Origin of the sequence: Methylocaldum sp. RMAD-M (genome assembly GCF_017832375.1) — a bacterium.
Lineage (GTDB): Bacteria > Pseudomonadota > Gammaproteobacteria > Methylococcales > Methylococcaceae > Methylocaldum.
Window position 1 is genome coordinate 1 of record NZ_JAFIBZ010000039.1, and the last position, 14167, is coordinate 14167.

Annotated in this window: 14 protein-coding genes; 11 read left to right on the forward strand and 3 right to left on the reverse strand. The window is 54.7% G+C overall.

Annotated features, from left to right (window positions below):
- Positions 1-328 precede the first annotated feature (328 nt).
- Positions 329-748 carry a secondary thiamine-phosphate synthase enzyme YjbQ gene (locus JOD69_RS22335; RefSeq protein WP_077732321.1) on the reverse strand — a complete coding sequence of 140 codons (420 nt, stop codon included), beginning with the start codon at positions 746-748 and terminating at the stop codon, positions 329-331.
- A gap of 482 nt (positions 749-1230) precedes the next feature.
- Between JOD69_RS22335 and JOD69_RS22340 the strand changes: the two genes are divergently transcribed.
- The 8 genes from JOD69_RS22340 to trxC all read left to right on the forward strand — a co-directional run bounded on the left by JOD69_RS22340 (position 1231) and on the right by trxC (position 8254).
- Entirely contained in the window at positions 1231-2109 is an 879-nt protein-coding gene (locus JOD69_RS22340) for a hypothetical protein (RefSeq protein WP_086135626.1), read from the forward strand.
- Between the two features lie 92 nt (positions 2110-2201).
- The gene (locus JOD69_RS22345; protein WP_086135627.1) at positions 2202-2561 is read left to right on the forward strand and encodes a hypothetical protein; all 360 of its coding nucleotides are present in this window, start codon (positions 2202-2204) and stop codon (positions 2559-2561) included.
- The gene (locus JOD69_RS22350) at positions 2558-3274 is read left to right on the forward strand and encodes a C39 family peptidase (protein ID WP_205780879.1); all 717 of its coding nucleotides are present in this window, start codon (positions 2558-2560) and stop codon (positions 3272-3274) included. The genes JOD69_RS22345 and JOD69_RS22350 overlap by 4 nt, the downstream gene beginning before the upstream one ends.
- Positions 3275-3291: 17 nt before the next feature.
- Entirely contained in the window at positions 3292-3795 is a 504-nt protein-coding gene (locus tag JOD69_RS22355) for a hypothetical protein (RefSeq protein WP_086135628.1), read from the forward strand.
- A gap of 104 nt (positions 3796-3899) precedes the next feature.
- Entirely contained in the window at positions 3900-5324 is a 1425-nt protein-coding gene (locus JOD69_RS22360; protein ID WP_077732325.1) for a sigma-54 dependent transcriptional regulator, read from the forward strand.
- 348 nt (positions 5325-5672) lie between these two features.
- Positions 5673-7373, forward strand: a complete 1701-nt coding sequence (locus tag JOD69_RS22365) for an AMIN domain-containing protein (RefSeq protein WP_077732326.1) — start codon at positions 5673-5675, stop codon at positions 7371-7373.
- Between the two features lie 128 nt (positions 7374-7501).
- The gene (locus tag JOD69_RS22370; protein WP_077732327.1) at positions 7502-7810 is read left to right on the forward strand and encodes a hypothetical protein; all 309 of its coding nucleotides are present in this window, start codon (positions 7502-7504) and stop codon (positions 7808-7810) included.
- A 24-nt stretch (positions 7811-7834) separates the two neighbouring features.
- Complete coding sequence (trxC, locus tag JOD69_RS22375) at positions 7835-8254, forward strand: thioredoxin TrxC (RefSeq protein WP_077732328.1); 420 nt, start codon at positions 7835-7837, stop codon at positions 8252-8254.
- A gap of 78 nt (positions 8255-8332) precedes the next feature.
- On the opposite strand, the gene JOD69_RS22380 is transcribed toward trxC, so the two are convergent.
- Complete coding sequence (locus JOD69_RS22380; protein WP_077732329.1) at positions 8333-9724, reverse strand: ammonium transporter; 1392 nt, start codon at positions 9722-9724, stop codon at positions 8333-8335.
- Between the two features lie 17 nt (positions 9725-9741).
- A complete protein-coding gene (gene glnK / locus JOD69_RS22385; protein ID WP_077732330.1) occupies positions 9742-10080 on the reverse strand; it encodes a P-II family nitrogen regulator in 339 nt (112 codons plus the stop codon).
- A 279-nt stretch (positions 10081-10359) separates the two neighbouring features.
- Here glnK and JOD69_RS22390 point away from each other — a divergent pair, with 279 nt between their 5' ends.
- Genes JOD69_RS22390 through rep form a run of 3 tightly spaced genes read left to right on the forward strand, consistent with a single transcriptional unit; the run spans position 10360 to position 14158 of the window.
- Positions 10360-10611 carry an accessory factor UbiK family protein gene (locus JOD69_RS22390; RefSeq protein ID WP_077732357.1) on the forward strand — a complete coding sequence of 84 codons (252 nt, stop codon included), beginning with the start codon at positions 10360-10362 and terminating at the stop codon, positions 10609-10611.
- A 20-nt stretch (positions 10612-10631) separates the two neighbouring features.
- Positions 10632-12149, forward strand: a complete 1518-nt coding sequence (locus JOD69_RS22395) for a YifB family Mg chelatase-like AAA ATPase (RefSeq protein ID WP_086135629.1) — start codon at positions 10632-10634, stop codon at positions 12147-12149.
- The gene (rep, locus tag JOD69_RS22400; protein ID WP_077732332.1) at positions 12149-14158 is read left to right on the forward strand and encodes a DNA helicase Rep; all 2010 of its coding nucleotides are present in this window, start codon (positions 12149-12151) and stop codon (positions 14156-14158) included. The genes JOD69_RS22395 and rep overlap by 1 nt, the downstream gene beginning before the upstream one ends.
- Positions 14159-14167: the final 9 nt, after the last annotated feature.

Here is a 14167-nt window from a genome sequence, read left to right on the forward strand (position 1 = left end):
CAATCCGCGCATGCAGTGCGGTCAGCTCCGCGTCCCACTGTCGTATCGAGTCTTGCATGGCAGTCTCCTCAGTCGATTACCATGCTTGTTAGACCAACAACTGCGGCTGTAGTATTAGAGCCTATCCCAGTAGGCTCAAGAAACCCTTCGACAAGCTCAGGGCGAACGGCCTACTGGGATAGGCTCATAGTCAACCTGAACAGGCCCAGCCTGGCTTTCCGGGCGAGTAAAGCGCCGCTAGCCCATCGATGCCGGGGATGGGGCACGGCCTATCGGCCTTTGCCCCTCCCATGGGAACCGAAATTCGCTTCCACCGTCGTTGATCGGCTTACTCGCCGATGATTTTCACCAAAACCCTCTTCTTGCGGCGGCCGTCGAACTCGCCGTAAAAAATTTGCTCCCACGGGCCGAAATCGAGCTGTCCGCCGGTAATCGCCACGACCACTTCCCGGCCCATGACCTGCCGTTTCAAGTGGGCATCGCCATTATCTTCGCCAGTGCGGTTGTGGAAATAGCGGCTGATCGGTTCGTGCGGAGCCAGATTTTCGAGCCAGGTTTCGAAGTCGCGATGCAGACCGGACTCGTCATCGTTAATGAAGACCGATGCCGTGATGTGCATGGCGTTAATCAAAACGAGACCTTCCCGCACTCCGCTTTCTCTCAGACATGTCTCCACCTGATGGGTAATGTTGATAAAAGCGATCCGGCTCGGTGCTTCGAACCAAAGTTCTTTACGGTAACTTTTCATGTCTGAGGTGCTCCTGTTGTTCGGGGGCTTTATCTTTTTAGGGACAAAAAAACGCAGTCGATTTTAACTGCGAATGGTGCGACAGATTGATGTCGTTCTCAAGCCGTGATGTTTACCCGCGAAAATTGGCGGGAGACTCCGGTGTCAGAAAATTTTACATTCCTTGGAAACGCCAGTATCAGCGCTACCTGCACTCTAAAATCATTGAACTATCAATAGTATACGGCCGATCGGATAGGGCTTTCCGCTAGGAGTTGCTCGTTACGATACATAAGAAACTGGGTTTCGAAGCACCGCTAGGGGACGCCGGACGTTCCACTACATTTACAAAAATGAGACTGCGTCATTTCGAAAAAATTTGTAAAAACAACGACATGACGCCGTGGTACGAAAATTGTTGGGAATATGGCAGCGTTTGGAAGAACGCTCCGGGTCAGAGCTGGAGTTCAGCCCGGTAACCACTGACTTTAAGGAGACATACGATGACGAACTTCAATAAGACTTTGTTGGCGGTCGGTATCAGCCTGGCATTGGGTTTCTCGTCGGGGGCATGGGCTGACGTGGAAATCGATCCCGATGACAACAGCTTTAATGTAGGGGTGGACGCGAGCTACGAAGCTGACGCCGAGGAGGATTCCGCTGCTGCGGTCAACGGGAACGCGACGAACGACCAAAGCGAAGCGGAAGCCGAGAACAACGGTGCTGCCGCCGCGAACAACGGGGGCACGGCCACCGCTGGCGAAGCTGAGGCCGAGGACGAAAACTCTGCTGCCGCGAACAACGGGAGCACGGCCAACGCTGGTGAAGCTGAGGCGGAGGACGAAGGTTCTGTTGCCGCGGCCGGCAACGGCACGGCCTCTGCCGACAACAGCGAAGCTGAGGCCGAGGACGACGGTGTAGCCGCGAACAACGGGGGCACGGCAACTCGCGACCAGAGCGAAAACACAACGGCTAACGCTGGCGGGGATGCTTTTGCTGCCCAGAACGGCGGTGAGATCGACTATACCTCGGCCTCGGCCACTGGTGGCGGGAATGCGTTAAGCGCGCAGAATGGCGGGGAGATCGAGGTAAATTCGGCTTCGGTCGCCGGCGACGGGAATGCTTTTAACGTCCATAGGGGCGGCGAAGTGGAGATCGACAACAGTACCAAGGTCGAGCTAGATGGGGAAGTCGAGCATGTGGTTGTAGTGCCGGTCGGTGTCGCTGTCCAGGCAGGGGTGCCGGTTGCGGCTTCATCCAACAGCATCGACGGTTCAGCCAACGGCGCCGCCGGTATCGTTCAGCTCTCCCAAAACCTGGGCCACGCCTCGTTGATTCAACAAAGCACCAATGTTTTTGGCACCGTGAACGTCAACAATTGAAATTGACGAGATAACAGCCGATTAGGGTACCGGTGAGCGCCGAAACGCTCACCGGCTCTCTGCCAAAGCCTAAAGGAAAGAAGGTGTGAACGATGAAAAAAGGATTGCTTGGAAGCCTATGTTTTCTCGTCAGTTGTTTTTGGTCGACCGGCCAAGCAAGCGGTCTCGACGACGAAGTCGCATTCGCTTCCGAATCGTATGCGGCGGTTGGGAGCGGCGATTTGGGCGAGGAGCGGGCCCGCGAGGGCGTGGACGATTTGGCGTTCGCCCGCGGCGCGCTCAAGGCGACAATGGCTGGTAACACTGCAAATACCAGTAATATGACCACATATAACAGTATCGATAGCAGCGCGTTCACCGATGCTGGCGGAATCATATCGGTCATTCAAAACACCGGAAACAACGTAATCATTCAAAATCTCACGGACGTCAACGTCACCATAACGCCATGAGCGAAAGTACCGGTCTTTTTCGTTCAAGTCTTTTGCTCGTTCTCTGTGTTATGAGCACGGTGTCGGAGGTTCGCGCCGGCTCCGTGCAGTTTTTCGATGGAGTGGCGGGGCCGGGATTCTATAACATCGGCACAACGAGCTACGCGGAGAGACGGTTCAAGACCATTCTGAAGCAGCAGTATGATTTCAGCTGCGGCTCGGCAGCGCTGGCGAGTTTGCTGTCATTCCATTACGAAGATACGGTCGGCGAATTGGAAGTCTTCGGCGACATGTGGGAGCATGGCGACCAGCAGAGAATACAACAGCAAGGTTTTTCCTTGCTGGACATGAAACAATACCTCGAACGCCGAGGGTACAAGGCTGACGGTTACAAAATCGGCTTGGAGCAGCTGGCTCAGGCGAAGGTGCCCGCGATTACTATTATCAATAATAAGGGCTATTTGCACTTCGTCATCATAAAAGGCACGAACGACTCCGCTGTGTTGCTTGGAGATCCGGCCATGGGTTTGAAAAGGGTGGATCTTCAGACGTTTAGAGAATTATGGGACAACCGCATCCTTTTTGTTATTCGAAATAAAAAGAATATTGCGGGCAAATATTTCAACAGCGGTGAAGAATGGGCTTTGAGTCCGAAAGCCCCATTGGGTATGGCAGTCGATAATGGTAGTCTCGCCTCCTTCAACCTGCTACAACCGGGAAGATATGATTTTTAGAAACAAGGAGTAATATCATGATGTCGGCCAAGGATGTTCGAGCATCGAAGAAATTCGATGTCATGCGGCTGGTTTTGAGTGTCATCTTTCTTGCTTCGATCCCTCAAGCAATAAAAATCTGTGCGGCAAGTGGGCAGGGAGGCGTTGAGTCGCTTCCCGGCTGGACAGCGGCCGAGGACGCAGAGCTTGATGAGTTGCGTGCCGGGTTTGTGTTGGACAACGGGATGGTTGTTGACTTATCCTTGGCCACATCCGTATTTGTCAATGGACAAGAACAGTTTTCGGACCGTTTCGCGCTGGCCGACGATTTTTCCATCGATCAGTTGCGCGGAGTGGCCGTAAATAATGGTCCCAACAATTTCGCGATGTCGGATGCTGGGACGAACAACATGGCAGTTATTCAAAATACTATGGATAATCAGATAATAACTATGATGCGGTCCATCGATTTAACCATTTCAAATGTTAAGGGTATGGATTTTAACGGTTTTGGACCGTACGGCGGTGGGTTTGCTCCATAATATCTAAAGCAGCGGCTTATTTATAGGGAGATATAATTACATAGGTTCTTGTAATAATAGGGAATATTGTCCTGTGTTGTATAATCAAAAGGAAGGGAAAACAGATGGAACTAACAGCTGGGATTTCTCGAATCGAAAGGGTGTTTCCGGCCAATCAGGCCTGGGGCGATTCTAGGGATTTAATCTTGCTTCAGCCGGGTTGGGCTGACTCGCTCGGTCTGGCGAAGAGTCTCGCTGAAAAGGGCTGGAAGGCTCACATCTCGATGGATACGCGAGATGCGATAAGGCATCTCAGATCGAGCAAGATCTATGTCGGTGTCGTCCTGCTCGATGCAAGTTTCAGTGAGGAAACGCAAAGCGGGCTATTGGAAGTAATCAATGAAAGCTCGTCTACCGAGTGGATTGCGATCGTCGATCCAGGGAGTATGGGTTCTATTGAGCACGCCTCTTTTTTGAGCTCTTTCTTTTTCGATTTTCATACGACCCCCGTAGATGTCCGTAGACTGGCATATTCGCTTGGGCACGCTTACGGCGCGGCAAAACTGGCGGAGGCCAGTCGCGGAGAATTTCGTCTAGCGATCAATCAGAGGTTTGGATTGATCGGGTCCAGTAAAGCAATGTCGCTGGTCTATGAAAATGTCCAAAAAATCAGCCGGAGTGATGAGCCGGTAATCGTTACCGGCGAGACCGGGACGGGCAAGGAACTCATTGCGAGGGCAATCCATGGCTTGTCGTCCAGGGCGGAAAAACCTTTCATCGCCGTGAGCTGCGGCGCCATTCCCGACACGCTAGTGCAAAGCGAATTCTTCGGCCATAACAAGGGAGCGTTTACTGGCGCGGTCGAGGAGAGAGTAGGGCATTTCGAAGCCGCAGCTGGCGGTACCGTGTTTTTGGACGAAATCGAAAATCTCTCTCCGTTGGGGCAAGTCTCACTGTTAAGGTTTTTGCAGGAAAAGGAGTTAACTCCCCTCGGTTCTAAAGAATCACGTCCGATAGATGTAAGGATTATTACTTCGGCAAGCCCGAACTTGCGAGAAGCGGTGACTGCCGGCGTAATCAGAGAGGACTTGTTTTATCGTCTCAATGTATTGCAGATCGATGTACCGCCGTTAAGAAAACGGGATACCGACGCAGCTGAAATCGCGGAATATTTCGTCGATCGATTTAATCAGGGGAAGCGGCGGAATTCGAAGCGTCTGTCGAAAAAAGCGGTTTCGGCAATTCTCGATTATTCATGGCCTGGAAACGTGCGGGAGTTGATGAGTTGCGTGAATCGAGCTGCCGTTCTTTCCACAGGTCGTCTGATTACCGAGGTGGATTTGGGGCTATCCCGTCCGGCGAAATTCAGTGGAAGAACGCTTAGAGAGATAAAAGCGCAAGCCGTCGAACAAGCCGTGATGTCTGCGTTGTCGGAATCCAAAAGTATTACCAGCGCGGCACGCCGGCTCGGAGTTTCCCGCGTGACGCTATATCGCTTGATGGAAAAGCATTCCATTACGGTTCCCGGCGTTGAGCATGTCGCCGGATAAGTTATTGTTGGATCATCTAAATATGTTTGTTTATTATCGAATAATATATTAGTGATGAACTGATAAAATACGCCTTATGATTTATACCGCCATATCTGCCGCATGATTTGGGCCGATATCGGATCTTTAACGCCTCACGACATGAAAGACTTAGATCATCGTCGAGGCATTTCCTTTGCGTCCAAGATATTCCCGTCATTTATTTATGGCGGGCAGGGCTATTTTTCTTTTAATCAAGGCTTTATTGGTACACGCATATCCTTCGAAAATAACTTGCCAAACCAGTCAAATTAAAGTACGTTCTGTTACGTCACAAAAATAAGACATGGACCCAGGGAGGGTACGTCAGTGCGTGTACTAGTTATTTCCTCGATTTTTGGGGTATTTCTAGTTTCCGACTGTTTGGGAGCGGAAATCACCGATATAAGGTATGGAGAGTCGGTCGATGCGCTTAGGCTCGAGATAACGGCTTCGGATTATGTCTCGGTGCAAGCTTCCTTTTTGGATGGCCCGGATCGCTTGGTTATCAAGTTTCCCGGCGGCCGAATCAGCAGAACACTCCCCCAACCTCCTCGGGATCATCCCCTGTTTTCGCGCGTAATCAGTGGTTCAGAAAGCGATGACGATTCGCGCCTGATCGTCGACTTAAAACAGCCCGCGACTTTTACCCAGTTTTGGGAGCCGGTTTCCTATGGGGCTTCGCCCAAGCTTCTGGTGGATTTTCCGAAGCCCGCATTGGCGGCGCGTGCGGGCCAAGCGCCGGGCGTTAAGAGTGCGGGAAAATCGAGAGCCGTTCTTGTGCCTCAAGGCAAAAAGGCTGCCGGTGACGCGGCGAAAGGCAGCGAAATCGAGCAGTTGCGGCGGGCCTTAGCCGAGCAGCAACGGATACTGGATCTTCAGAAGAAAGCGTTCGAGGATCAGCAACGAAAGCTTCAAACCCTGCAAAACCAGCTCGAACGTATAGCCGGCGGTGCGCCCGCCAAACAGACTGCAACAAACCCCGGTACGGCACAAGCAGCACGAATCAAGGACCAGCCTCCCGGTCCCGTCAAAGTTGCCGATAACCGACAGCCGGCTATGCCCAAGGGTCCGGTCGGACAAGCTCCGGAACCGGAGGCGAAGCCGAAGCCCCCGGAACTGCCCAGGATCTCGGAGACCGTAGGCGGCGTGTTGACGCCGAAGGGCCACCTGATTGTGGAGCCATCGCTGGAATACAACTACGCGAGCAACAATCGGGTTTTTCTTGACGCGTTTACGTTTGTTCCGGCCATTGCCATCGGATTGATCGATCTTAGAGAAATCGACCGGCATACGTTTATCGGTGCGATTACCGGCCGGTACGGCGTAACCGATCGCCTCGAAATCAGTGGCCGCGTACCTTTCCTTTACAGAGAGGACATGCAGCGATCGAGAGCTGTTTCAATCGGTGCCGGAGTGGATGAGACCTTCAATGCCGATGGATCCGGTTTGGGCGATATCGAGTTTACGGCACGGTATCAGTTTAATGGCGGAGCCAACGGTTGGCCGATATTCGTGGGAAATCTCGCAACTACCATTCCCACAGGAAAAAGTCCCTACGATGTGGACTATGTGCTGGCTCAGGGTGTGCCGGGCGCCCGCTTTCCGACAGAGCTCCCGACCGGCTCGGGTTACGTTAGTGTTCAGCCGAGTATTACGGCGCTCTACCCGACCGATCCGGCCGTGTTTTACGCAAATCTCAATTATGGCTACACCCTCGAGACTGATGAGGATGTCGGAACGATCGATCCCGGCGACTCGATAGGAGCAAGCTTCGGGTTGGGGTTCAGCATTAACGAACGATCATCCTTCAGCATCGGATACTCGCATAAGCACGTATTCGATACGGAAGTGGACGGAGAATCCGTTTCCGGATCGAGTTTGGATATCGGGGAGTTCCTTTTGGGGTATTCGTTCAAACTCACCAGAGACACCAGCCTAAATCTATCGGTAAGCATCGGAGCCACGGAAGATGCGCAGGACGTCAAGCTGACCTTGAGATTGCCGATGTCCTTTTCGCCTTTTAATTGACTTTCGTGAAACCGTTTCAAGCTTGAGCGTCGTATTCTTGCCGGTGAAGAAGGCGACCGGCGCCGGCATGCTGTACTTCATCCTGGACCTTTGTAGAATGGCCCTTTGACTGGGATCTGTGCATTGGCATGAAAAATAATGAACCGTATGTCGGAATACATAATGACCGCTACGGCGGTATGACGGATATCGGCCGCATCATTCGGGACGCCTGGGCATTCGGGCTGATTCCTGAATCCGAGACCTGTGAGGGATGGCAAGCGGGGGGCATCGAGAACTTGTGGGAAAAGGTTCAGCAAACCTGGGACCAGTACGGATTTTCGGTGCACAACTTTCCGGAGGAGCTTCTCCAGAAATATCTGCGCATTCAGGAGGAGGCGATTGCTCGGGCAAAAGCCTTGGGCTGGAACCCCGATCGCGATTTAGAAGACGAATAGCAGAAGCGGAATCGGAGTGAAGATATGCACATCGTCTGTCCTTTCTGCATGACCGTAAACCGCGTTTCGCCGGAGCGGATTAGAGATCGTCCGAAATGTGGGCGTTGCCGCCAAGAAATCCTTAACGGGCAGCCGGCAAATCTGACCGAGAGGGATTTCGAAACCTATATTGGAAGAAGTGATTTGCCTGTCGTAGTGGATTTTTGGGCGAGTTGGTGTGGACCGTGCAAAATGATGGCGCCGGTGCTCGATCAGTTGGCGAGCGAATTGGCTGGGCAAGTGTGTTTTGCCAAGGTCGACGTCGATTCGGAAAGCGCTCTTGCGGGACGATTCAATATTCGCAGCATTCCCACTCTATTGATGTTCGACGGCGGAAAAGAGGTCGATCGGGCGATGGGCGCAATGAATGCGGCCAATCTCCGGAATTGGATTTTGTCCCGTTGATCGGGCTCGAATCGCGCCGGTAGCAAAAAAGAGGGCGTCCGAAGACGCCCGCTATAGACATGACAAGAGGCTGCCAAATTAAAGATGGTAGGCGGTTTCTCCATGTTCGGTCGTATCGAGCCCTTGACGCTCGATCTCTTCCGTGACCCGAAGCCCTATCAGCATGTCCACGATCTTGTAGGCGATGAGAGAGACCACCCCTGACCAGATGACGACGGTTCCCACGCCCCAAGCCTGGCTGATGACCTGGGCCATCATGTCGTATTCGCCGACGGCATTGGCCACATAATCGTATACGCCGGCGCCTCCGAGGTCGGGAGAGGCGAATATGCCGGTTCCCAACGCGCCGATGATGCCGCCGATGCCATGAACCCCAAATACATCGAGCGAGTCGTCATAGCCCAAGATGTTTTTCAAGCTGGTCACCGCCCAGAAGCAGACGGCACCGGCAATCAGGCCGAGAACGATGCTGCCCATAGGACCAACGAAGCCGCAGGCCGGTGTGATGGCGACGAGCCCGGCGACGGCGCCCGATGCGGCACCCAACATGCTGGGCTTGCCTCGAGCGAGCCATTCGGCCGACATCCAGGCCAAGGTCGCTGCTGCGGTCGCGAGCAAGGTATTGGCGAAGACTAGCGCAGCGATGCCGTTGGCTTCCAGGTTCGATCCGACGTTGAAGCCGAACCAGCCGACCCAAAGCAGCGATGCGCCGATCATGGTCATCGTTACGCTATGAGGTGCGATAAATTCCTTCTTGTAGCCGATGCGCTTGCCGATCAATAGGCAGCCGATCAGTCCTGCTATGCCGGCGTTGATATGCACCACGGTACCGCCGGCGAAATCCAGTGCTCCCTTTTGAAAAAGAAAACCAGCCGTCGCGCCGGCGGCTTCGGCGGCGGCGGCATCCGTGTACGCATCCGGGCCTGCCCAAAACCAGACCATATGGGCCATCGGAAGATAGGAGAACGTGAACCACAAAACCATGAACAGCAGTACTGCGGAAAACTTCACGCGTTCGGCGAACGAGCCGACGATCAGTGCCGGGGTGATACCCGCGAAAGTTGCTTGGAATACGATATAGACGTATTCGGGAACATAGACGCCTTTGCTGAACGTACCGGCGAGCGATTCCGGCGTCACGCCCTTCAAGAACAGTTTACTGAACCCGCCGAAGAAGGCGTTTCCCTCCGTAAACGCAATGCTGTAGCCGTATATCGCCCATAACAGCGCCATCAGCGAGAAAATCACGAACACCTGCATGAGAACGGACAGCGTGTTCTTGGCGCGGACCATGCCACTGTAGAACAAGGCCAGCCCCGGAATGGTCATCAAAATAACCAATACGGTGGCTACGATCATCCAGGCGACGTCTCCTTTATCGGGGACCGGAGCGGGGGCTTCTTCGGCGAATGCAATTCCTGTGAAACACAGCGACATGAACAGGAAAAGGGCGATCTGGATTCGTTTCATGTTGTTTTTCTCCTTGATTAAAGGGCTTCCGCTCCGGTTTCACCGGTACGGATACGAATGACTTGCTCAAGGTCGAGCACAAATATTTTGCCGTCGCCGATTTTTCCGGTATTGGCCGTTTTGGAGATGGCATCGATCACGGCTTCCAGTTGCTCGTCTGTTACCGCGACTTCGAGCTTGACCTTGGGCAGAAAATCGACGACGTATTCAGCGCCCCGGTACAATTCGGTATGTCCTTTCTGTCGGCCGAATCCTTTCACCTCGGTAACGGTGATGCCGGAAATGCCTACATCGGACAATGCCTCGCGGACGTCGTCCAATTTGAACGGTTTTAGAATCGCGGTCACAAATTTCATGCGAGAGTTCTCCTATAGAATGTGCGGACGCCGCCTTCGATTCGACGCTGAACCGGCGAAGCCCTGCTCAGTGTTGAGGCGTTCTTCGACCAAGAAGCAGGACCTGTGCCAAGCTTTATGTTGTGCGGTGGGCTTGGCAAAAAATGAAATTGTCAAGATGGCAGACGCTAAAAATGCACCATCACGGAGCGTCTGATTTGGCATGCACTCTGACGGTGCATATCGACGGGAGTGCGTCCGACTGGACGCTCACCGCGTTACTCGGCTATGCTTTTCAATATGTTTGATAAAACCACTCTAAACGATCTCGCTCGGCGCCTTGCCGAGGCGGTACCGTCCGACTTCCTCAAATTGCAGGACGATTTGGAAAAGAATTTCCGCGCAATCCTTCAAGCCTCGTTCGCCAAGATGAATTTGGTCAGCCGGGAAGAATTCGACGTGCAGACCGCCGTTCTCGCGAGAACGCGGGAGCAGTTGGAACGACTGGAAGCTCAAGTCGCCGAGCTGGAAAAGCAGATCGTCAATCGATAATTCGAACGGACGAGGAATTCATGTCCCTGGCCGTCGTTTTCACTCGGGGCAGGCAAGGTATCGCAGCGCCGTTAGTCACCGTCGAGGTGCATATTTCCAACGGTTTACCGAGCCTTTCCATCGTCGGCCTTCCGGAAACCGCGGTGAAAGAAAGCAAGGATCGGGTCAGGGGCGCGCTTCTGAACTGTCAGTTCGAATTTCCCCTCCAGCGAATCACCGTGAACATGGCGCCCGCCGACATTCCGAAAGAAGGCGGCCGGTTCGATCTCGCGATCGCGCTGGGCATCTTGGCGGCGTCGGGACAAATCAGGAGCGATGCTCTCCGGGAGATCGAGTGCGTAGGTGAGCTTTCTCTGGGCGGGGAATTGCGCCCCGTCAGCGGGGTATTGCCGGTCGCGATTCAGGCGAAGCATGCGGGGCGTACGTTAATCGCGCCGAAGGAAAACGCGGGCGAAGCGGCTCTTGCAGAGGGTGCGAAAATTCTCGCGGCACACCATCTTCTCGAGGTATGCGCTCATTTGAATGGCCAGCAACAGCTCCCGTTCGAATCGAACGAGGGGGCATCGGTTGGCCTGGAGGAACTCGCCGATTTCGCGGACGTGCATGGGCATTATCACGCCAAGCGAGCCCTGGAAGTCGCCGCCGCCGGAAAACACAATCTGATAATGCTCGGACCTCCGGGAACCGGCAAATCCATGCTGGCGGCTCGATTTCCGAGTATTCTCCCGCCTTTGACCGACGACGAAGCGTTGGAAAGCGCAGCCATCGGATCGGTCAGCGATTTGCCTTTCGATCCGAGACGCTGGCGCATTCCTCCGTTCCGTTCGCCGCATCATACGGCTTCGGCCCCTGCTTTGGTGGGCGGCGGCGGCAATCCCAAGCCGGGAGAAGTCTCCCTGGCTCATAACGGCGTGCTTTTTCTCGACGAGTTACCGGAGTTCGACCGCAAGGTGCTCGAGGTTTTGAGGGAACCGTTGGAGACGGGCTGTATCACGATTTCCCGTGCTGCGCGCCAGGTCGATTTCCCGGCCCGGTTTCAGCTCATCGCCGCGATGAATCCGTGTCCGTGCGGCTATTTGGGCGACGCCTCCGGACGCTGCCGCTGCACGTCGGAGCAGGTTCAGCGTTATCGCGCGCGGATTTCCGGACCTTTGCTCGACCGCATCGACATACACATAGAAGTGCCGCGCGTTTCTAAAGAAATGTTGCGTCATGGCGCGCCCGGCGGAGAGCAGAAGAGCGCCGACATTCGCCGGCGGGTGATCGCGGCTCGGGAAGTGGCTCTGCAGAGGACCGGAAAGCCGAATGCCTCGATGGCGCCTCAAGAAGTCAAGCATTACTGCCAATTGACCGACGATGGACACCGACTGCTCGAGCAGGCCACCGAAAAGCTCGGATTGTCGCATCGCGCCTATCACCGCATTCTGAAACTCGCTCGCACCATCGCCGATCTCGCCGGCGAGGACAAAATCGCCGTTCCGCATCTCAGCGAAGCCATTGGCTTCCGGCGGCTCGACCGTATCTCTTCGGCCGTTTGATGGTCTCTCAACTGAATCCGCAGCAGCTCGCTGCCGTGACCACTTTGGATTGTCCCTTGCTCGTTCTTGCGGGGGCGGGCAGCGGCAAAACGCGGGTGATCACCGAGAAAATCGCGTATTTGGTCAAGCACGGCACCCCGGCGAAGCACATCGCCGCTCTAACCTTTACCAATAAGGCGGCGCGGGAGATGAAGAGCCGCGTCGGCAAGCTGCTTTCCGACAAGGATTTGCGCGGCCTGACGGTGTCCACCTTCCATTCGCTGGGCCTCGAAATCTTGCGCGAGGAGCACGGCGCGCTCGGCCTCAAGAAAAATATCTCCATTTTTGACGAGCACGATCGCCTGGCGCTGACCAAGGAACTCATCAAGCACGGCTCGGAAAGCTGGGATATCGACGAGGCGGAAAGCTATATCTGGCGCATCGGCCGGTGGAAGAATTTGTTCGTGACCCCCGAGCGGGCTATCGCGGAAGGGCAGGGCGATGCACAGCCCGCGGCGCAGCTTTATGCCGAATATGTCCGGCACATGAAGTCCTACAACGCCGTCGACTTCGACGACCTGATTCTTCTTCCGGTGCTCCTGTTTCACGAGCATGCGGACATCCTCGACAAGTGGCGCAACCGGATACGCTATTTATTGGTCGATGAATACCAGGACACCAATCTGACCCAGTACGAATTGGTTAAGTTGCTGACCGGCAAAGTCGGCCGTTTTACCGTGGTCGGCGACGACGATCAGTCGATTTACGCGTGGCGCGGGGCGCAACCTGAAAATCTTGCCCAGCTACAGCGCGATTTTCCGCGGCTCAAGGTCATAAAACTGGAGCAGAACTACCGTTCGACCGGACGGATCCTGAAGGTCGCCAACAAGCTCATCGCCAACAACCCCCACGTATTCGAAAAGCGCCTGTGGAGTGCGCTGGGATACGGCGATCCGCTGCGCGTGCTCACGCATAAGGAAGAAGTCGCCGAAGCGCGGCAGGTCGCCTCCGACCTGCTGCATCACAAGTTCCGCCACGGCACGCGTTTTCAGGACTACGCGATCCTGTATCGCAGCAACCACCAGTCGCGGCTCTTCGAGCGCGCGTTGCGGGAGCACGCCATACCTTATTTCATCAGCGGCGGAATGTCTTTCTTCGGCTATGCCGAGATCAAGGACATCATGGCCTATCTGCGATTGCTGGTGAATCCGGACGACGATGCGGCGTTCCTGCGCGTGGTCAACGTTCCACGCCGGGAGATCGGGCCGACAACCCTGGAAAAACTCGGCGCCTATGCCAACCGGCGCCATATCAGTCTGTTTTCGGCCTGCTTCGAATTCGGGCTTCAGCAGTCTCTCGGCGAGACGGCGATCCAGCGCCTGCGCCACTTCGCCGAATGGATTACCGATGTCGCCGATCGCGCCCAGCGCGGCGACACCTTCGCCGTGATCGACGATTTCATCGTCAAGATCGGGTATGAAAACTGGCTGAGGGAGACCAGCAACAGCGAAGACGCCGCCCGCCGCAGGATGGGACAGGTACGCGAACTGATCGATTGGCTCAAACGCATCGCCAAGGACGACGAAAAAGAAAAGAGTCTCGCGGAAGTCGTTTCCCGAATTCTGCTGCTCGACGTTCTGGAGCGCAGCCAGGAAGAAAACGCCGGCGACCGTGTCAACCTGATGACGCTGCACGCGGCGAAAGGATTGGAGTTCCCGTACGTCTATCTGGTCGGAATGGAGGAAAATCTATTGCCGCACCAGACCAGCATCGAAGAAAACACGATCGAAGAAGAACGCCGCCTGGCCTACGTAGGCATCACCCGCGCGCAGAAGCATCTGACTTTAAGTTATTGCACGCATCGCAAACGCCACGGCGAAATCGTGGATTGCGAGCCCAGCCGCTTTCTGAACGAACTGCCGGAAGAAGAGCTCGAATGGCCGGAACGGCGCGCGCTCGATCCCGAACAGAAAAAAGAACGGGCCATGGACAGCTTTGCCGCCGTCCGAAGTCTATTAAACCGATCCTGATTCCTGTAA

Excerpts from the sequence above, each read along its gene's own strand:
- JOD69_RS22335 (WP_077732321.1), bottom strand. The coding sequence starts at position 748 with ATGAAAAGTTACCGTAAAGAACTTTGGTTCGAAGCACCGAGCCGGATC.
- JOD69_RS22340 (WP_086135626.1), top strand. The coding sequence starts at position 1,231 with ATGACGAACTTCAATAAGACTTTGTTGGCGGTCGGTATCAGCCTGGCA.
- JOD69_RS22345 (WP_086135627.1), top strand. The coding sequence starts at position 2,202 with ATGAAAAAAGGATTGCTTGGAAGCCTATGTTTTCTCGTCAGTTGTTTT.
- JOD69_RS22350 (WP_205780879.1), top strand. The coding sequence starts at position 2,558 with ATGAGCGAAAGTACCGGTCTTTTTCGTTCAAGTCTTTTGCTCGTTCTC.
- JOD69_RS22355 (WP_086135628.1), top strand. The coding sequence starts at position 3,292 with ATGATGTCGGCCAAGGATGTTCGAGCATCGAAGAAATTCGATGTCATG.
- JOD69_RS22360 (WP_077732325.1), top strand. The coding sequence starts at position 3,900 with ATGGAACTAACAGCTGGGATTTCTCGAATCGAAAGGGTGTTTCCGGCC.
- JOD69_RS22370 (WP_077732327.1), top strand. The coding sequence starts at position 7,502 with ATGAAAAATAATGAACCGTATGTCGGAATACATAATGACCGCTACGGC.
- trxC (WP_077732328.1), top strand. The coding sequence starts at position 7,835 with ATGCACATCGTCTGTCCTTTCTGCATGACCGTAAACCGCGTTTCGCCG.
- JOD69_RS22380 (WP_077732329.1), bottom strand. The coding sequence starts at position 9,724 with ATGAAACGAATCCAGATCGCCCTTTTCCTGTTCATGTCGCTGTGTTTC.
- glnK (WP_077732330.1), bottom strand. The coding sequence starts at position 10,080 with ATGAAATTTGTGACCGCGATTCTAAAACCGTTCAAATTGGACGACGTC.
- JOD69_RS22390 (WP_077732357.1), top strand. The coding sequence starts at position 10,360 with ATGTTTGATAAAACCACTCTAAACGATCTCGCTCGGCGCCTTGCCGAG.
- JOD69_RS22395 (WP_086135629.1), top strand. The coding sequence starts at position 10,632 with ATGTCCCTGGCCGTCGTTTTCACTCGGGGCAGGCAAGGTATCGCAGCG.
- rep (WP_077732332.1), top strand. The coding sequence starts at position 12,149 with ATGGTCTCTCAACTGAATCCGCAGCAGCTCGCTGCCGTGACCACTTTG.